Annotated in this window: 17 protein-coding genes; 1 reads left to right on the forward strand and 16 read right to left on the reverse strand. The window is 66.5% G+C overall.

The window, feature by feature from the left end; translation table 11 throughout:
* The first annotated feature begins 200 nt into the window (after positions 1-200).
* Positions 201-1028, forward strand: a complete 828-nt coding sequence (locus Q0982_RS00105; protein WP_299390670.1) for a general secretion pathway protein GspK — start codon at positions 201-203, stop codon at positions 1026-1028.
* A gap of 361 nt (positions 1029-1389) precedes the next feature.
* Here the strand turns inward: Q0982_RS00105 and gspD are convergent, their stop codons facing one another.
* From gspD to Q0982_RS00185, 16 genes are all read right to left on the reverse strand, one after another.
* Positions 1390-3486 (reverse strand): type II secretion system secretin GspD, encoded by a 2097-nt coding sequence (gene gspD, locus Q0982_RS00110; protein ID WP_299390672.1) that lies wholly within the window; start codon positions 3484-3486, stop codon positions 1390-1392.
* A 237-nt stretch (positions 3487-3723) separates the two neighbouring features.
* Positions 3724-4287, reverse strand: a complete 564-nt coding sequence (locus Q0982_RS00115; RefSeq protein WP_299390674.1) for a hypothetical protein — start codon at positions 4285-4287, stop codon at positions 3724-3726.
* Positions 4284-4880, reverse strand: a complete 597-nt coding sequence (gene gspM, locus Q0982_RS00120; protein ID WP_299390676.1) for a type II secretion system protein GspM — start codon at positions 4878-4880, stop codon at positions 4284-4286. The genes Q0982_RS00115 and gspM overlap by 4 nt, the downstream gene beginning before the upstream one ends.
* Entirely contained in the window at positions 4877-5935 is a 1059-nt protein-coding gene (locus Q0982_RS00125; protein WP_299390677.1) for a PilN domain-containing protein, read from the reverse strand. Before Q0982_RS00125 ends, gspM begins: the two co-directional genes overlap by 4 nt.
* On the reverse strand, positions 5932-6582 hold the full coding sequence (locus tag Q0982_RS00130; protein WP_299390679.1) for a prepilin-type N-terminal cleavage/methylation domain-containing protein: 651 nt from the start codon (positions 6580-6582) through the stop codon (positions 5932-5934). Before Q0982_RS00130 ends, Q0982_RS00125 begins: the two co-directional genes overlap by 4 nt.
* Complete coding sequence (locus Q0982_RS00135; protein WP_299390681.1) at positions 6579-6992, reverse strand: prepilin-type N-terminal cleavage/methylation domain-containing protein; 414 nt, start codon at positions 6990-6992, stop codon at positions 6579-6581. The genes Q0982_RS00130 and Q0982_RS00135 overlap by 4 nt, the downstream gene beginning before the upstream one ends.
* Positions 6982-7431 carry a GspH/FimT family pseudopilin gene (locus Q0982_RS00140; RefSeq protein ID WP_299390683.1) on the reverse strand — a complete coding sequence of 150 codons (450 nt, stop codon included), beginning with the start codon at positions 7429-7431 and terminating at the stop codon, positions 6982-6984. Before Q0982_RS00140 ends, Q0982_RS00135 begins: the two co-directional genes overlap by 11 nt.
* Positions 7432-7438: 7 nt before the next feature.
* Positions 7439-7882: a type II secretion system major pseudopilin GspG gene (gene gspG, locus Q0982_RS00145; RefSeq protein ID WP_299390685.1), complete on the reverse strand. Its 444-nt coding sequence runs from the start codon at positions 7880-7882 to the stop codon at positions 7439-7441.
* Positions 7883-7906: 24 nt separating this feature from the next.
* A complete protein-coding gene (locus tag Q0982_RS00150) occupies positions 7907-9127 on the reverse strand; it encodes a type II secretion system F family protein (protein ID WP_299390687.1) in 1221 nt (406 codons plus the stop codon).
* A 14-nt stretch (positions 9128-9141) separates the two neighbouring features.
* A complete protein-coding gene (gene gspE, locus Q0982_RS00155; protein WP_299390689.1) occupies positions 9142-10881 on the reverse strand; it encodes a type II secretion system ATPase GspE in 1740 nt (579 codons plus the stop codon).
* Positions 10882-11258: 377 nt separating this feature from the next.
* The gene (locus Q0982_RS00160) at positions 11259-12011 is read right to left on the reverse strand and encodes an A24 family peptidase (protein ID WP_299390690.1); all 753 of its coding nucleotides are present in this window, start codon (positions 12009-12011) and stop codon (positions 11259-11261) included.
* 453 nt (positions 12012-12464) lie between these two features.
* The gene (locus Q0982_RS00165; RefSeq protein WP_299390692.1) at positions 12465-12824 is read right to left on the reverse strand and encodes a hypothetical protein; all 360 of its coding nucleotides are present in this window, start codon (positions 12822-12824) and stop codon (positions 12465-12467) included.
* Between the two features lie 24 nt (positions 12825-12848).
* Entirely contained in the window at positions 12849-13043 is a 195-nt protein-coding gene (locus Q0982_RS23830) for a transposase (protein WP_299390694.1), read from the reverse strand.
* 255 nt (positions 13044-13298) lie between these two features.
* Complete coding sequence (locus Q0982_RS00175; RefSeq protein WP_299390695.1) at positions 13299-13601, reverse strand: hypothetical protein; 303 nt, start codon at positions 13599-13601, stop codon at positions 13299-13301.
* Positions 13602-13621: 20 nt separating this feature from the next.
* The gene (locus Q0982_RS00180; protein WP_299390697.1) at positions 13622-17152 is read right to left on the reverse strand and encodes an RHS repeat-associated core domain-containing protein; all 3531 of its coding nucleotides are present in this window, start codon (positions 17150-17152) and stop codon (positions 13622-13624) included.
* 80 nt (positions 17153-17232) lie between these two features.
* A partial coding sequence (locus tag Q0982_RS00185) for a toxin TcdB middle/N-terminal domain-containing protein (RefSeq protein ID WP_299390698.1) occupies positions 17233-19012 on the reverse strand: 1780 nt, incomplete at its 5' end.

The raw sequence follows: 19012 nt of genomic DNA on the forward strand, positions 1-19012 counted from the left end.
AAGTCCCTCCGTCATCCTCGTCGCCAACGACACCGGCAGCGTAGCGGCGGACGCGGTTCACTTCGTTGGCGGGCCGGCATGCACCCGATTGCGGCTTCTGGTTCCCGCAAAGGCAGGCTAGGCTGTGTCTCATGAGAGCACGCGCACAACCGCAGAGCCGATCTGATACGCAACGCTGCCGGAGCCGGGGCATCGCGCTAGTGGCTGTGCTTTGGACCGTGAGTCTGCTGGCGGCCATCGCCGCGAGCTTTGCGACAACGCAACGCACGGAGATCGTCGGCGCGCGCAATCAGATCGAGAATGCGGAAGCGCGGGCGCTGGCGGATGCGGGGCTTCACCGGGCGGTGCTGGCGCTGGCCTCTGAGGGTGAGGCGGTGGCGCGCGACGGGCGCGAACGGGACTGGGTCTTCGGCGGGGCCCGGGTTACGACCGCGGTGCAGGCCGAGGGCGGCAAGATCGATCTGAACGGCGCCGAGGCCGGGCTGCTGGCGGGACTCTTTGCCGCGGGCGGTGCGCGCGATCCCGAGGCTCTGGCGGCGGCGGTGGCGGACTTTCGCGACGCCGATTCCGATCCGCAGCCGCGGGGCGCGGAGGATGCGGACTATCGCAGCGCCGGGCTCGCCTGGGGTGCCAAGGACCGGCCCTTCGAGCGGCGCGACGAGCTGCTGCAGGTGCTGGGCATGACCCGGCAGGTCTATGATGCCGTGGCACCGGCGGTGACGGTCTATGCCCGCTCCAAGGGCATCGATCCGGTGACCGCGCCGGCGGCGGCGCTGGCCGCCCTGCCGGGCGTGAGCGCCGCGCAGGCTGAGGCCCTGGCTGCCGGCCGGGACGGTGAGGCGGGAGAGCTTGGGAGTGCTCTCGGCGACAGCCCCTACCTCGTGCCCAGCGCCATTCCCATCGTCACCATCCGCGCGGAGGCGGAGACCGAAGGCGGCGCCGTCTTCGTCCGTGAGGCCGTGGTGGCGCTCACCCCCGGCGCCCGCAAACCCTTCCACATCCTCACCTGGGAGCAGGGGCGGCGGTAACGCGCACGAGGGGGAGGGGAGCGCGGCATCCCATCCTTCGAGACGCCACTGCGTGGCTCCTCAGGATGAGGGTATCTGTAAAGCCTCACCCTGAGGAGCTTGCGGCAGCAAGCGTCTCGAAGGGTGTGTTTGTCATGCGAAGCTCCGTCCCTAGCGACGCATCCCTTCGGCCCTCCTCAGGATGAGGGTTTGAGTTGGGTCGCGCGCAACTGCGCTCCCCTGCTAAGGGAGTATGTGGTGCAGGGCCGAGTGTGCTCGTTCATCCTTCGAGACGGGCCTTTCGGCCCTCCTCAGGATGAGGCGTTGAGTTAAGCCCTCACCCTGAGGAGGCGCGTCAGCGCCGTCTCGAAGGGTGGGCCCGTCAGCCGCTCGGCGTTGCCGCCGGCGCCACCCCGTCTTCCGGTGCCTCTGCTTCTTCCGGCGGGAAGATGGCCGGGAGCTTGCGGCGCAGTTCCTCGGTGACGGCGCGGGCGTCTTCCTGATTGCGCACCACGCGGGGCTGGATCAGCACCAGAAGCTCAGTGCGTGTCGCGGAGTTGTCGGTCGCCTTAAACAGGTTGCCGAAGATAGGGATGTCGCCGAGTACGGGAATGCCGGTCTCGTTCTCTTCCAGCCGGTCACGGATCAGGCCGCCGAGGGCCACTGTCTCGCCGTTCTGCACGGCGATCGTGCTTTCCAGCTTGCGCTGCTGGATGGTGGGGGAGTCGATGCCCGAAGTGGTGGTCTCGATCACCTCGCTGACTTCCTGGTCGATGTCGAGGATGACCAGGCCGCCGGCGTTGACTCTCGGCGTGATGTTGAGAATGACGCCGGTGTCACGGAACTCCACGGTGTTCACGATGGGTGCATCGTCGTCGACGGTGCTGGTGGAGGAACGGGTCACCACCGGCACCTCGTCGCCCACCTGCAGGCGCGCCGTTTCGTTGTCCAACACCATGAGGGTGGGGGCGGAGAGGAACTTCACGTCGGTGACGCCCTGCAGGGCATTCACCGTGGCGCGCAGGTTGTCGCTGTCGAAGACGTAGGAGAAGCCGGGAAAGGAAGAGCCGAGCGCCGCAGCGCCGGCGTCGGTGGCCGCGTCGGTGAAGGTGAAGCTGGAGTTACCCGATTCCAGGAACCAGCGCACCCCGTACTCCAGGTCGTCGTTCAGGGTAACCTCGACCAGGGTCGCCTCGATCAGCACCTGCAGCGGCAGGATGTCGAGGCGGCGCAGGGCGGCCTCCACGCGTCGGTAGCCTTCTGGCGTTGCCAGGACGACGAGGGAGTTGCTCTTCTCGTCGGCGAGGATGCGGATCTCGCCCACGCCGCCCAACGCCGTGCCCCCCAGCGCCGTGCCGCCCGAGGCCGCGCCTGCCCCTGCAGCCGGCGTATCCGCAGGTGGGGCCAAGGAGACCGGAGGCTCCGCCCCGTCGTTTTCCGGGTTGCTGGTGAGGCTCGCGGGAGTCAGGCCCGGGGCGACGGCGGTCTCACTGCCCAGCGAAACCGTCGCCGTATCGGTGGCGAAGATTTGACCCAGCGTATCGGCCAAGTCCTCCGCACGGCGGTTCTGGACATAGTAGACGAAGACACGCTGGGCGTTGCTGCTGCCCTGGTCGAGACGGGCGATCCAGCGCCGCGCCTCCTCCAGATAGCGTGGCTGCTTGGAGACGACGAGCACGGCGTTCATGCGCTCGATGGGCACGAAGCGCAGCAACTCGCCGAGACGCGGGCCGCCGGGGTTGTCGAGGATCTGCTCCAGTTCCGCCACCATCACCTCCGGCGTGACGGCTTCCAGCGGCTCCAGGGCGAAGGACATGCCGGACAGCCAGTCGACATCCAACACAGAGATCAGGCTGAGGAGAGAGGAAATCTCGGCCCTGTTGCCGGTAACGAAGAGGAGGTTGCGGGCGGCGTCGATCCGGATGTTGCCGGGGTTTGCCAGGAAGGACTGGGCGAGGCCGCCCAGCTCCTCGGCGGAGACAAACTGCAGCGGGATGACCCGAGTGCTGACGCCGCCCGGAACGGCAGGGCCGCCGGCGCCGTCGAAGGAAAGATTGGGAAGGCCGAGGCCCGCCTGGTCGGCCGGGACCACGCGGAACAGCCCCTCCATCTCCACCAGGGCGGCGCCGTTGATGCGCAGCAGTTCCTCCAGCGTCGGCAGGACCTGCTCCGGCTCGAGCGGCTGGCTGGTCTGCAGGGTCACACGGCCCTGCACATTGGGATCGATGACGTAGTTGAGGTCCAGCGTGTCTTCCAGGACGGCCCGGATCACCTCGCGAAGATCGGCATCGACGAAGTTGAGGGTGACGCCTTCGGCTGTGTCCTGGACCTGGGCGATCTGCAGGCTGGGCCGCGGGCCGGGCACCCGCGCCAGCTGGCCGCTGCCACGCACCTCGAACGGCTGGATGCCGCCGCTGGCATCCGCTACGGCCTGCGGCTCGTAGGTCTCCGCGCTGCCCTGTTCAGAAGGGAGCTGCACGGGCCGCTGCTTCTCCGCATGCCAGACGTCGCGAAAGAACTCATGGCTGCTGGTTTTCGGAGCCTCGCAAGCGGCCACTCCGCCCGCGAGCAGGGCAGCGATCAGGCCTGCTTTGATGCGCCAGAACCTCCCCACGTTCTCGCCCTAACCCCCCTTATGATGTTCGACCATGAGTTTAGCCGCCCGCGGTCTAAGAAATCTATGGGTACAAGTCGTGAATCGGGCAATTCCCATGGGTCACTGCCGCCTGGGTCGCGCCGGGGGGCTGCTACGGCCGCTTGCCGTGCTCTTCTGAGCAGCCTCGGTGAGCTCCAGTTCCAGGAGTTTTTCCCCATGGCTGAGCAAGAGACGGTCCGGCAGCACACCCTCCACGAGCCAGCCGTCGAGGTCGGCGCCCTTGGCCAGGCGCAGGAGGTCGTTTTCTCCTGGTTTGCGCACCATGGCGACGCTCTTTCCCGCATGGATCACGATGCCCACCAGGGTAATCTGCGGTTCGGTAACCGGCGCCGGGGGCGGCGGAACGGCCGGCTTCTGGACGACCGGTTTGGGCGCCGGCTTCGCCCGCGGGGGCCGGCGGGTCTGAGAGAACGGCGGCCGGGTGACAAGCTGCCGGTAGGTGTTCTTCGGTGGCATGCGAAAGGCGCTTTGGGGTGCCGGCGGCGTCGCAGGTTGGACCGTGACGATGGAGTCAGGGCGTTCCGGCAGGGCAGGGGGCGCCTGCGTTGTTTCCGAGAACGTCCAGGCACCCAGCCCCGCGCAGGCCAGGAGGACCAGGATGTTGTATGCGGTGAGCGCCCTCATGAGCGCTCCTCCGCCACAGGCGCAGCGGCAAGGTATCCGTAGACATCCAGGCGGACCAGCAGGGGAACGGCTTCCTCTTGCGCGGTGTTTCTTCCGGCCGCCTGCTGGCCACTGCGGATGTCGAGGTTGTCGATGAAGAGAGAAGGCCGGGCGCCCTCGATGTGGTGTAACAGGTCGCGCAGGCCCGCAGAGGTGATGCGCAGTTGAGCGCGCGCCGAAACACGCCTGAGGCCGCGTTCAGGGCGCACCGGCAGCACCTGGATCGAGCGCACGGTCCCCCCGCGCCCCTCGATCGCCACCGTCAGGAAGGACTGCACGAAGGCGCCGGCGATGGGCTCGTTGTTGCCGCGCAGCAGGCCGTCGGGGGCAGGCTTTGCATTGGCCAAGGCGTCGCGCCGGCGCACCAAGGCCTCGGGGTCGCCACTTACCTGCATCAAGCGTTCGAGAACGCTCTCCGACAGAGCAATGGAGTCGGCCAACTCCGTCTTGCGCTCTTGATAGGGTTCCACGGCCAGCAGATAGACGGCGGCGGCCGCTGCGATCAGGAGAGTGAACGCCAGGGCGCGGCTCAGCAGGGGGTGGAGGCGGGTCATGGCCTGGCCTCCGGCGCTACGACTTTCAAAGAAAGGCTGAAACGTTCCAGGCCAAGCCGCGGATCCTGCGTGACCGGTGCTCGGAAGACCGTTTCAGTGAACAGCGGAGACTCTTCGAAGGTAGTGAGCAGCTTCGAAGAGGCCGGCGAGAAGCCTGACAGCTCCAGGCGGTCGCCGGCGAGGCTCAACTGCGTCAGCCAGGCACCATCCGGCAGCAGGCGGGTGATGTGATCGAGCTTCGCCAAGGAGAGCGCATCGGCGCTCTTCAAGTCTGCGAGCGAGATGTCCTGCTGCAGCAGGCCGGCGATTTCCGCTTCGAGCTTGCGCAAGGCCGTGACGCGCGCGCGTTCGGCCGCAACCTGCTGGCTGAGGGCTTCCGCATAGTCGGCCTGGCGCTGCATGGGGATCTCTGCAGCCAGAGACAGCAGCGTAGCCGCACTGGCCGTCAACGCCCCGGCGGCGAAGCGCGCGAAGCGCGACGCCGGGCGGCTGGCCATCGACGGCAGCAGATTGACGCCAAGCGTCTCGTCCTCCGTTTCGGCCGCGACGTCCACTGCCGCTACGGAGAAGCCCTGACGCTCCGATTCGGCGATCAGACTGTCGACCGCGCGGCACGGCGAGAGCAGAACCGAGACGCGGAGCTTTGCGCGCTTCGCATCGCGCCCGGCGACCTTGAAGTCATAGTAGACTTCGGATCGGCTGAAGGGGGTCAGGCGATCCATTTCGAAGCCCAGGACCTCCCGCAGGTTCTCTTCGGCGGCCAGGGGCAGCTCGGTATCGCGGGTCACCAGCAGGGCGCGCGGCAAGGCCAAGGTCACGCCAAGCGCTTTGCCGCGTGCGCGCTTCTTGACTGCATTGTCCGGGAGCTGCTCGCGGCGCCGGCCGCGCTGGCGGTAGAGCCGGGCTTCGGCGCCGTCGAGTTCCAGCAGCAGGCGCTCGCCGTTGCCGCTGAAGACCCGGCGCAGGGGTGCGGGCACGAGGGCCGCCAGCTCGCCGAACCACCAGCGGAAGAAGGCGCCGACGGCGGACAGCAGTTTTTGCACCACGCCGATCATCGCCGGATTGCCTCCGTCATGATTGCCGCAGTGAAGCGCGGCCAGCGTTCCTTCCGTTCGTCATCGAAGACGATGGTCGCTTCGACCAGATGGGGCAGGCGGCTGCGGTCGGTCCAGGTCGCTTTCCAGCCGGTGGACTGCCCGCGCTGGTCCTGGCCCAGATATTGAAAGTGCAGGTCCTTGATGCCGGTGAGAAGAACCTCCCTGTGCGCGTCATCGCTCAGCGTCAGGCCCGGCTGGCTGCGCGTGAAAGGCTCCCAGCGCAAGACCAGACTGCGCGCACCGCTGACCGTTTCGGTTCCAAGACTGATCAGATGATAGCCGCCGCGGCCCAGGTATTCCGGCACCGGGCCGATGAAGGTCAGCGCCCCAGGCGTCGCGTCGAGGGCGACGCGCGGGCGGCGGTCGAGACCGCGCACTTCCAATGGCTGCATCTCGGCAAGCTGTCGGCGCAGCAGGGCCTGGACCGCGGCGACGCGGCCCTGATCCTGCACTTCCGATCCCGTGCGTTCCCAGACGCGGACCCCGAAGTTCAAGCCGCCCACCATCATCACACCCAGGAGTCCCAGCAGCGTGATGGAGACCAGGAGTTCCATCAGCGTGAAGCCGCCTTCGTTGCGCCGTGCGGTTCTGGCTGTGCGGGTCATGGCGCGTCTCCCAATCGCAGGGAGTTCAAAGTGACGTCGCGGGTGCGTCCGCGGTCCTGCCACGTGACGGAGACGGTGACCGCATAGGGGGTCATGCCGGGCGGCGGCGGTTCGGCGGTCATGGCGGCGTCGCGGTAGAGGCTGACGCTTTGCTGCCAGGTCATGCCTTCGTCAATCTGCCCGCTGGTTTGCCCCGGCGTCAGCGGCTCCTCCACGCCGGCGCGTGCCATGAGGGACTCGGCATGGCCCAGCGCGATCAGGGCACGGTCGGCGGTGGCGCCGTTGTGAAGCCCGCCCGAGAAGATCTGCAGGATGGCGGCGAAACTGAGCGCGAAGATGGTGAAAGCGACCAGCACCTCGATGAGGGTGAAGCCGCCCTGGCGGCGGCGGAGGGCGCGGTCACTTCGCAAGGGAGACCTGCCCGGTCAGCCAGTGCACGCTGACCTGATAGCTGCTGCCGTCCTGGCTCAGGCGGATGCCGCCGCCCGTCGCGCTGCCGTCGGAAAAGAAGCGGATCGCGCCGCGGTCCTCGTGCAGGATCTCTTCCGCCGCCGTCAGCAGAGTCACATCGCTGTCGGACGGCAGCGGCCAGCGCTTGGGCCCGCCTTCCACACCAAAGGTCTTCTCAGCCACGTCGACAAAGACCGCGGCCTCGCGGTTCGTCCGCAGTGCCGCACCGCGCGTGCGCTTCAGCAGTGCCGTCAGGTCCTCCGCTGCGGCGCGCAAGGTGACGGTCTCGCGCCCGGAGAAGACGGTGCCGGTCAAGGTCACGGCCAGCAGCCCGGCGATGGCCATGACCACCAGCAGTTCCAGCAGGGTGTAGCCGCCCTGCCGTCCAGGCCGCGCCATCGCGCGGCTACCAGCTCGTGACGTCCTTGTCGTCGTCATCGCCGCCTTCGGCTTGGTCCGCGCCCAGGGAATAGATGTCCACCTCGCCGTGCCGGCCCGGGTTGGCGTAGAGGAAGGGGGCACCCCAGGCATCCTCCAGCACCTCGCGCTTCTTCAGGTAGGGGCCGCGCCAGTCGTCGAGGCCTGCCGGTCCTTCCACCAGGGCCAACAGGCCTTCCTCCTCCGTCGGGTAGCGTCCGACGTCGAGATAGAAGAGTTCCAGCCCGGAGCTCACCTGATCGATGCGCAGGGAAGAGGTCTCCGACTTCGCGCGGCCCAGGTAGTTCAGCGCCACCGTCCCGGCGGTGACCGTCAGCAGCGAGAGGATGGTGATCACCACCAGCAGTTCCATCAGGGTCATGCCCGCCTGCCGCTTGCGGTGGCGCTGCGCCCGCGCGTCTCTCGGATCCATTGGCTTGCGGTCTTCCTGCAGCATCTAGAGCACCAGTTCGTTGACGGAGAAGAGGGCGAAGAGCACCGAGGCGACGATGAAGGCGATAAGCCCGCCGAGGCCGAGAGTGAGGACAGGCACCAGCAGCGCCATCAGCCGCCGCGTCGTCTCCTCGCTCTGCTGGTCGTAGATCTCGGCCAGCTTCAGCAGCATGTCTTCCAGCCGGCCGCTTTCCTCGCCGACGCGGATGAGCTGAACCAGCAGCGATGGGAACAGCGGGTTCTCGCCCAGGGGCGCCGCCAGGCCGCGCCCGGCCTGAACGTCCGGCTCCGCGGCGGCGATGCCCTCGGCCAGGGCGGCGTTGCCCATCACTTCCCGCACCAGTTTGAGGGCCGTCAGCAGCGCAACGCCGTTGGCCAGCAGCGTGCCGAGGGTGCGGGCGAAGCGCGCGATGTCGCCCTTCAGCCAGAGCGCCCCCAGCACCGGGACCCTGAGCACCCGCGCATGCCACCAGAGCCGCCCGGCTGGCGTGCCGAGGTGGAGGCGCAGCGCCAGCGCCAGCGCCAGCAGCCCCAGGACGATCGCCCACCAGGCCTCGCGCAGGAAGGCACCGAGGGAAACCACGGCCTGGGTGACGACCGGCAGATCCGCGCCGGCATCCTCGAACATCGGCTGGAAGGCGGGCAGCACCACGGTCAGCAGAATCACCAGGGAGACCCCGGCGGTCACCAGCAGGAAGGCCGGATAGATGAGGGCGGAGCGCAGTTGCGCGCGGACCTGCTGCGCGCGCTCCAGAAAGTCGGCGAGGCGCGTCAGCACAGCCTCCAGGCTGGCGCCGGCCTCGCCGGCCCGCACCATGGAGCGGTAGTAGCTGGGAAAGGCGCGGGCTTCCTTGTCCAGGGCGTCGGCCAGGGTGCTGCCGCCGCGGATCGCGGTCAGCAGACGCGCCACCATCTTCTTGCTGGTCGCCGTTTCGCAGAGATCGGTCAGCAGTTCCAGCGCCCGGTCCAGCGGCAGTTCGGCGCGCAGCAGCGTCGCCAGCTTGCGGGTCAGGGTGGCCAGCTCGCCGCCGGCGGCCGGCCGCGCCGGCACGATTTCCCGGTTCAGCAGCTCCTGCAGACCGCCGCCGCCCGCCGCTTCGATGCGCAGCGGCGTGTGGCCCATGAGGTGAAGCTGGCTCACGACGCCGCTCTGGTCGAGGGCTTCCAGGGTGCCCTGCACTACCTCGCCGCTGTCGCTGACCGACTTGTAGCGGAAGCTCGCCATGATGCCGCCCGCCCCTAGCCGTCCGCGGCGGAGGTGACCCGCGCCACCTCCTCGAAGGAGGTGAGGCCGGCGCGCGCCTTCAGAAGGCCGTCCTGGCGCATGGAACGCATGCCCAGGTCCAGCGCCGCCTTGTGGACCTCCCGCGATTCCGCATGGCGCAGAACGAGGCGGCGGATCTCGTCGGCCATGGGCAGGATCTCCAGGATGCCGGCGCGGCCGTGATAGCCGGTGCCGTTGCAGGCGGCGCAGCCGCGCGGCCTGTAGAGCGTGACCTCCGAACCGCTGGGCTCGATCTCCCCTCCTGCAATCTGTTCGGCCAGCTCCGGCAGCGCCGCATAGGGCTCCCGGCAGTGTGGGCAGAGCCGGCGCACCAGCCGCTGCGCGAGGATGCCCACCAGGGTGGAGGTGAGCAGATAGTCCTCCACCCCCATGTCCAACAGGCGGGTGACGGTGGCCGCCGCCGTGTTGGTGTGAACGGTGGCGAGAACGAGGTGCCCGGTGAGGGCCGCCTGCACGGCGATCTGCGCCGTCTCCAGGTCGCGGATCTCGCCGATCATGATGATGTCCGGGTCCTGGCGCAGGATGGCGCGCAGCACCTGGGCGAAGGTGAGGCCGATCTTGGGGCGCACCTGCACCTGCTTGACGCCGTGGAGCTGATACTCCACCGGGTCCTCCACGGTGAGGATCTTCTTCTCCGGCGCGTTGAGGTGCTTCAGCGCCGTGTAGAGCGTGGTGGTCTTGCCGCTGCCGGTGGGGCCGGTGACCAGCAGGATGCCGTTGGGCCGCTCCAGCAGGCCGAGCAGCTGGGCCTTGGTGCCGGCATCGAAGCCCAGGGCGTCGAAATCCAGCACCACCCCCTCGCGGTCGAGGATGCGCAGCACCACGCCCTCGCCGTGCAGCGTCGGCAGGGTGGACACGCGCAGGTCCACCTCCTTGCCGCGCACCACCATCTTGATGCGCCCGTCCTGGGGCAGGCGGCGCTCGGCGATGTTGAGGCCGGCCATGATCTTGATGCGCGAGATGACGGCGGCGCTGAGGCGGGCCGGCGGCGCCTCCACCGCCCGCAGCACGCCGTCGATGCGGGTGCGTACGCGCAAGGAGGCTTCGAAGGGCTCGATATGAATGTCGGAGGCGCGGGCCTCCACGGCCTTGGCGATGAGCAGGTTGACGATGCGGATGACCGGCGCCTCGCTCGCCTGGTCGCGCAGGCGGGCAACGTCCGCTTCGGTGGACTCCTCCTCAGCCGTTGCCGCCGCTTCGGCGATCTGCTCCAGGGAGCCTGCGCCGGCACCGGCCAGCCGCTCCAGCGCATCCTCCAGTTCCGCCGCGACGGCCACGCAGCGCGCGACCGCGAGGCCGAGGCGCAGGCCCACCGCCTCGGCGGCGAAATCGTCCAGCGGGTCGGCCATGGCGAGGGTGACGCGGCGCTCGTCGAGGGCGATGGGCAGCACCCGGCTGTCTTTCAGGAATTTCGCCGGAAGGGCGTCTTCGGTGAGGGGCAGGGCGGGATAGTCCTCCCGCGTTGCCAGCGGCAGGCCAAGCTGTTCGGCCAGGGCCTCGGCCATGTCGCGCTCGCCGACGAGGCCGAGGCGCGTCAGCACCCGGTCCAGCCGCTCCCCGGTTTCCGCCTGGGCCCGCTCCGCCCGCGCCAGGGCCGCAGGCTCCAGCCGCCCCCGCGCCACCAGCAGATCGCCGGCGGAGCGGTGGGGAGCGGTTTTGGGTGCGGCGGCGTCATCCTTCGAGACGGCGCCCATTCGGTTATGGGGCGCCTCCTCAGGATGAGGCGTTGAGCGAGGCCCCAAACTCCCCTCATCCTGAGGAGGGTCGAAGGCCCGTCTCGAAGGGTGAGGGCGTCCGGAGGGCTCTGTCGAAGGATGCAGAGCACCAGCCCCGTTCCCGTCCGCCGGGGCCTCCGAAGCGGCCCCGTTCGGTCTGGTATCTGAGGTTGAAGCCGGGCCCGCCGCCGGCGCAGCCCCGGCGGAAAGTCTTTCCACCGAAGGCTTTACGGCAGGCTCCTCATGCAACCCTTCACCCAATCCTGGGCTGGGCCCTTGCAGCGCCGCGGGATCCCCCATGGGATCGGCCCCCTCACGTCCCGGCCTTTCCCGTTAAGATCCTGGAAAGGCGCAGTTTATCCCAGTCCGCCGAGCCGGATCGGCCCGTAGAGCCAGGTCAGCCAGAAGCCCAGCGCCAGGAAGGGGCCGAAGGGCAGGGCCGACCGGCCGGCCAACTTATCGGATAGTGTACCCTGTATAACTCCGGCGGCAAGCGTTACCACCAGGGCGAGAGGCGCGGCCCAGAGCAGGACGGAGCCGAGGCCCGTCCACGACAGCCAGGCCCCCGCCGCCGCCAGCAGCTTGGCGTCCCCCAGCCCCAACCCCTCGCGCCCGCGCAGGGTGCGGTAGACCCAGGCCAGTCCGGCGAAGCCGAGGAAGCCGGCGGCCGCGCCCAGGGCGTGGTGGAGCAGGGCGCTGCCGGGAAGACCGCTGCCGAAGGTGCCGGGGTCCAGCCACCAGGCCAGCGCCAGCCCCGCCGGGATCAGCGGCAGGGTCAGCACATCCGGCAGAATGAAGTGGCGGTAATCGATCACCGCGAGCGCCAACAGCACCCAGCCCAGCGCCGCCGTCGGCCAGACCAGGGGCGCGGGCACGGTGAGCACCGCCCAGACCGCGACCCCCAGCGCCGTCCCTTCGATCAGCGGATAGAACGTGCTGAGCTTCACGCCGCAGTGCCGGCAGCGCCTCTTCAGGACCAGCCAGGAGAACACGGGAATCAGATCGCGCACGCCGAGCACATGCCCGCAGGCTTCGCAGCGCGAGCGGTCGAAGACCACCGGCCGCTCCTCCGGCAGCCGCGCGATCAGCGTGCCGAGGAACGAGCCCACGAAGGGTGCGAGGAGGAGGGGGAGAAGGGGGACGACCAAAGCGGAACCCGGGCGTGCGTGCGAGTGAGACCGAAGACCCCGACAGCATTAGGCGCCCCGGCGCCTCGCCGCAAGAACCACGGCGCCGTCTGTGCGCCCGGCACCACCCTCATGGTGAGGAGCGCCCGTCAGGGCGCGTCTCGAACCATGGGCGGGACTACACCCTTCGAGACGCTTGCTCCGCAAGCTCCTCAGGATAAGGGAATGGCTACGACCTCATGGTGAGGAACCTCCGTCAGGACGCGTCTCGAACCATGAGTGGGGCTCCACCCTTCGAGACGCTTGTTGCACAAGCTCCTCAGGGTGAGGACCACACCACACCCTCATGGTGAGGAGCATCCGTCAGGATGCGTCTCGAACCATGCGCCTCCGGGGCCTCAGGGGCTCTGGTGACAGTGCACCTAATCGATGATCTCATCTTGTCACCTTCCCCGCCTGTTGCGGCTTCGGCCCGCGTTTGGCGGGCCGGAGGGTGCGGCCGGTTTGGCGCTCGAGCCGCTCCACGAATGCCGCATCGCCCAGCGGGCGACCGATGGTCTCCGCCCGGCGCAGCGCCATGGACAAGTCCTCATCCTCGCCCGCGGCGATGAAGGCGGCGAAATCGGGATAGCGCTCGCGCACCGGCGCCGTATCGGTGAGCGTACATCTCCGCTTGCGCGAGAGCTGATCGTGCACACTCGACCATCGCCAATCCGTCGCCCGCTTCGCAAGGCGTGCGCGCACGGGATTGAGGGCGACATAGCGTAGGGCGGCTGCGAGATGGGTTTCATCCATCGGCACGCAACCGAACCGCCCCAGTTAAGAATGGTCGGGCCAAAAGTGGCCGGTCTTCCGCAGCCGCGCGTGAATGCGGCCGGCATAGGTGCGATGCACCTTCGAAAGCGCCCGCCGGATGCCGTCCGCGTCCCGCGGCGTTAAGGTCAGATGCACGTGGTTTGGCATGAGTACCCATGCCCAAATGCCGACCTCCGCCTCCGTACAGTGTTTGCGCAAGAGATCAGGTTAAAGCCGGCAATCGTCGTCGCTGAAAAAGGTCGGTATCAGGCCATTGCCACGCTGTGTGACGTGGTGCGGCAGGTCAGGGATCACCACGCGCGCCAAACGAGCCATACAAGCAAGCTATACCCGAGTTCTGACAACGTCAATTGAGTGCACTGTCACCTTAATCCTGGCGCTGGATATCTGCCAGAAGGACATCAAACTCATTTGGTAAGCAGTTCATTCAACACCATTGAGCAGCTTTCCTCCTTAGCGATCAAATTGCGCCTTAGCCATAGATTCTAACAATCCTGAACGATACATCTTGTCCAGTGTCGCTTCGATATTCCTCTTTGTGAGTCTTTCGAGAACAATTATGAAAGTCTCCGAAAAGAACCCAGAACTTTGAATCTCTTCTTCAATATCTTGCGACAGCCTCACTGGATCGTAAAAGGTCGCCATAATTGTATGGTCTCCGACCTTCACTTCTATGTCAAACAGCACGCCTTTTGACTCCAACAGCCACTCAATTCTATCAAAATCTGAGGGCCAAACTATTTGGTAGTTACCCATTCGTTATTCCCGGCACACACCTAGAAACACTGAATGCAATCCAGCTTTTCTTGATACTGCTCGGGGGTGAGCTTGGTGCCCGGACGCGGGCGAATTTCATAGTGTCTAGGATCAAGGCCTCGTTGTTTCACCTGTAGCTCAGCGGGGATCGAATTCAGATCAATTTCGTGTGGTTCAAATCCTTTCTGTCTAACGCTGGTGGGGTTGTCAAACACGGAGACCCCATGGGAATCTTTCACGTATCCGGTTGTTGGATCAACCCTATACTCCCTAGAAGCGGCCTTGAAGTCGGGTACCTGACCTTTGGCGGCTCCACGATAGAAAGATCTCGTTGCGGCGGTGACTGCTATGCCAGCAGCACTCAAACCCACGTAAGCCATATCTTCGTAGGGTACTCGTCCGGCAACTTTGCACTGGCATTTATTTGCAGCCTGCATGGCTGCGGCATTCCGGATGCTGTCTATATTGGGATTGTTGTAGTAATCGAATGCAGCCGGTATTCCATGGGCTTTAGCATAGTTTTGCGGATCGATAAGAGCTACTTCGAGGGCGTAGCTGGCTCGAACCACTTCGGGATTTCGCGTATACGTGACTTCACCCGTTACAGGGTCGACTTCTCGATTTGCAAATGCATCCTCCATTACATCATAGCCAATACGCTGCCGTGTCCTGGCGTCGAACGTGATTCCCGACGTACTCTTCCAGATTCCATCCTCAATGCGCCACCAATGGTCAGCCAACTGTTTGCTTGCGGTCTGAAACCCATTGCCCCGGACTTGTCCAAGCGCTCCGCGCCACGAAAGCCCCGGGTTTTTCCAGTATTCTTTCGCTGCTTGATGAAACTCTGCTTTTCTTCGCTCCTTCGCCATTTCCCAACCGGTCTTTCCGTAGTCCCGAGATGACCGCCCGGTAGACTTGCCCTTCTTGGCTGATCCCCCACGAAAGTCGCGCTCATCTTTGTAGCCGAACCCGCTTGGGTCGGTGTAGCTGAGGGGGTTGTTGTCGGTGTAGCTGTAGCGGTTGAAGCCCTGCGTGGTCTCCGGGTAGGTGACGAAAGGATCCGCACTCAGGAACCGTCCCAGGGTCGGGTCGTAGACCCTTCCGTTCATGTGGATGAGGCCGACGGCGTCGAGGTGTTCGTGGCCGGTGAAGCCCCGGGGGGTCTCGACGGCAGCCACGGGAGTGCCGGCCTGCCAGTCGGTCAGGCGGCGCTTGCCATGCGGATCGTAGGAGAGGTACTCGGTCGCTGCGCCCGCCTCGTCGGTGACGGACTCCACCGAGCCCAGGTGGTCGCGGTGCAGGTAGCGGGTCTTGCTCCCTGTGACCGTGTCCTGGGCGTCGCGGTACTCGGTGTAGATGGCCACCGTGGTGCCGGCGCGGATGTAGTGCACCAACTCGTCGTCCTCGCCGAGGCGGGTCTTTTTCTCGAAGTGGGACCCGACGTAGATCATATTGGTGATCAGGCCGCCCTTCTTGATGTTCTGCTTGAAGCGCGCGCGGGACGGCCCATAGACGAAGAAGGTCTCGTCATTGGGCGAGGCGACGATGAGCTTCGGCTTGTTGAAGGGCGTCCAGGTGGTGGTCTTGCCGGCTCCTGATACCATGGAGCCGTTGGCGTCGTAGGTGTAGCTGCTGCCCCCTGCGGTGACGACGGCGTGCGGCCCCGGCTGGCCGGGCGCGCCAGTCCCGTAGGTGTAGGCGCCGACATCGGACTTGTTGGTGATGTTGCCCAGGGCGTCGTAGGTATAGGTGACCGGGGTGCCCAGGGTCTGCAGGGTGGCGGTGTCGGTCAGCGTCGTGGACTTCAGGCGGTTGAGGCCGTCGTAGGTGAGGGCCTCGGCGCGGTCCTGGCGCAGGTCGCGGCGCTCGGTGAGGTTGCCCAGAGTGTCGAAGTCGAAGCCCAGGTCCTGGATGGTGACGGCGGCCTTGGTGGTGAGGATGGAATCGATGCGGCTGGTGGCGGTGTCGTAGACCCGGGCGGTGGTGACGCCGTTGCCCAGGGTCTCGGCGGTGACCTGGCCCTCTGCGTTCACGGTGTCGGCCTGCCAGTAGACGGTGCTGCCGAGATCGTCGGTGACCTGGGAGAGGTGGCCGCGCGGCGTGAAGGAGGAACGCACGGTGAAGCCCGTCGGGTAGACCAGGGTGTCGGCGCGGCCGGCCGTGTCGTAGAGGGTGCTGGTGTCGTAGGCGGTGCCGTCGATGGTGACGCTGGCGGTGCTGGGCCGGCCCAGGCTGTCGTAGGTCATGGCCTCCGCATAGCTGTCGTGGGGGGCGGAGACGCTGGCGATCTTGCCGATGCCCTTGGTGGCCGTGTCGTAGGTCCAGGTGATGGTGACGGCATCGACGGTGCCGAAAGCGTCGGTGCGCGCGGTCATGCGCCCGAGGACGTCGTAGGCCATGGTGGTGACCTGGCCCTTGGCGTCGGTCTGGCTGATGGACTCGCCCAGCGCGTTGTAATCGTAGGACCAGTCGCCCATGTCCGGGTCGTCCATGGTGAGCTTCAGGCCGCGGACGTCGTAGGTCATGGTGGTGACGACCCCGGCGGCATTGGTCTCGGTCAGGTTACCGAAGGGGTCGTAGGCATAGGTGGTGACGTTGGAGAGGTTGTCGGTGGCCGAGACGAGCTCACCCAGGGCGTTCTCCACCCGGACGGAGGTCTGGGTGAGGGCGTTGGTGAGCGTGGTGGTGAGGCCGTCGTAGGCGGTGGACTCCACCCCGCCGTCGGGCAGGGTGACCGAGGTGACGCGGCCCAGCACGTCGTAGGCATAGGTGGTCCAGAGGATGTCCTGGGCGGGGGTGCCCTGGAAGTAGGGCTTGGAGACCCGGTGGACCTCGCCGCGGGCGGTGAACTCGGTGTCGACGTAGACCGGGGTGCCGTCGAAGCCCTCGGTCTCCGAGCGGAAGACGCGGTTCAGCGTGTCGAGGTACTGGATCGCCTTGGCGGAGCTGGCGGTGCCGCCGGAATCGAAGTCCTGGGCGGTGACCAGATAGACGCCGCCCGTTGGGCACTGCGCCACGCAGAGTTCGTAGGTCCAGCGGGTCTCGGTGCCGTCGGCGCGGGTCTCCGTGGTCTTGCGCCCGAAGCCGTCGTAGACCCAGGTGGTGGCCAGCAGGTTGGGGCCGGTGAGGCTGGTGACCGTGCCGAAGCGCGCGTCGGTGGCGTGGGTCTCGGAGTGTGTCAGCGCGTTGGTGGCGGTCTCGAGGAAGCGCCCGTCCGGGGTATAGGTGGCGGAGGTGGCGCGGCTGGCGATGTCGGGGCCGGAGACGGTGGCCGAGAGCTGGTTGCCGAAGCCGTCGTAGGTGTAGTCGGTGGTGAGCGCGATGGCGGCGGTGTCCGGCTCGTTCACCTGCTGGGTGAGCAGGGCGGTAGTGGGGTGGTAGCTGAACGCCTGCACCCGGGTCTCGCTGGCCTGCGCCCAGGCCCCCTGCGGCGCCAGCCCGGCCGCCAGCAGCAGCCCCGCCGCCAGGGCGAGCGGCGTTGTCTTGACGCCAAGGCGCAAGCCCTCATTGCGCACGTGCTGCGGGGCGGAGACGGGGACGGCACGGGTCATGACGGGATCTCCCGGATGGGTGCTGGCGGCGGGAAGGCGGTGCAGAGAGGCAGGCGGAGTGACGGCGCTGCGGTGGCTGGTCATGGCGTTGCTCCCCTGCTGCGGGTGACCTCGGAGCGGGTGAGCAGGCCGAGGAACCAGTTGGTTGTGTCGTTTGTGTAGGTGTTGGCGACGGTCTCGGTGAAGGTCTCACCACCGCCTGATGTGGTGGTCGTCAGCGATGTGGGGTTGCCGTAGTTGTCGAAGACCGCGCTGGCGCTGCGGCTGACGACGGGCAGGTTGCCGAGGCCGTCGTTGATCTCGTAGTCCTCCGACACCGAGGTGGCGACATAGGGATAGACCGTGGCGCCGGCGTTGAGGGAGAGCTGGTCCCAGGTGTTGTCGATGGTCTTGACCGTGGTGCCGTCGGCCAGGGTCTTGGCGGAGCCCTTGACCTGGGCGGTGTAGGGGAAGGCCTGCTCGTAGGTCGTCGCCGTGACGATGCCGGTCTGCTGATCGGTGGCGGTCATCTGCCTGAAACCACGAAAGCCGCGCCCCTGGACGTGGACCTTGGCCCCGGCATAGTCGTAGGCCGTGACCTTCTGCCCGCCCAGGCCGTCGTCGGAGGAGACGGACTTCACGACATAGAGCGGCGCCTGGATGTCGACCACCGGGAAGACGGCATCGCCGCCCTTGCTGTAGACCGTCCCGTCCGTCAGCGGTGCATAGGTGAGTGTCGACACACGGCCGAGAGAGTCGGTGACCGAGGTCAGAAGGTCGGGGGTGGGGCCGTCATGGGTGAGAAGAACTGACGCTTCAGTTCCCGATTGACCTTGCAGCAGCAAGTCGTTGAGGCCATCGCCTTGGTAGTCGAGGAGATGGATTTGGCGTTTATCCGCAGCCCATTGGCCGTCGGTCATGCCCCAGGAGTTGGTTATGTTGGAATAGTCGAAGCCGGCTCCATTGTTGGTAAGCAGGATGCTGGCGTGGGTCTGGATCTGACCTTGCAAGAGGAGATCGGTAAGACCGTCGCCGTTGACGTCGACTATGTGAAGGCGCCGTTTACTGGCATCCCAGTGCCCGCCGGTCATGCCCCATGATGTGCTGACGTTCGAGAAGTCGAAGCTGCTGCCGTTCGAGGTCAGCAAGACCGAACCATTGCTGTCGGTCTTGCCTTGCAGCAGGATGTCACTGAGGCCGTCGCCGTTGTGGTCTAGGACAAATAGGTTCTTGCGAGTCGCAGACCACTCAGAACCGGTCATTCCCCAGGAGTCTGTGACTTCTGTATAGTTGAAGCCGCTACCGTTGGAGGTGAGCAGGATGGTGTCCTGCGTGTCCTGCAGGCCTTGTAGGAGGATGTCGCTCAGACCATCTCCGTTGTAATCAACGATGTGGATCTTCCGCTTGGTCGCGTCCCAATGGGCATCGCTCATGCCCCAGGTGTCCCGAACAAGGTCGTAGGTGTATCCCAGTGTCTGTCCCTGCCAACCGGAGACTATGGGTTCCAGACAGTTGTTTGTTGCATCGCACTCGGTGATGGCTGTGATGCGGGATCGGTCTGTTGCGGGGCTGAGCTCGTAGGCGATACGGTAGTCCTTCACCAGCGCGAGCCCGCCGCCGTTGTCGGTCCAGGTCTCGATGGTCGTGAGGCGCCGGGTCATGGCCAGTTCGGCGCCGGCCAGGTAGCCGGTCCGGATATCCGGCCGGGCCTCGTAGAGGAAGCGCACTTCGCTTTTGGCCGTCGTGACCGCGGCATCGTAGGCGTAGGCGATCTTGTCGAGACGGTAGCTCTTGTCCGCCAAGTCCTCGATGTAGTGGTAGGTCATGGCGTTGCCGGAACTGTCGGTGACCCGGTTCAGGGACCACAGGCGGATCTCGCTG

The organism is Pelagibius sp., from assembly GCF_028281305.1.
Lineage (GTDB): Bacteria > Pseudomonadota > Alphaproteobacteria > Kiloniellales > Kiloniellaceae > Pelagibius.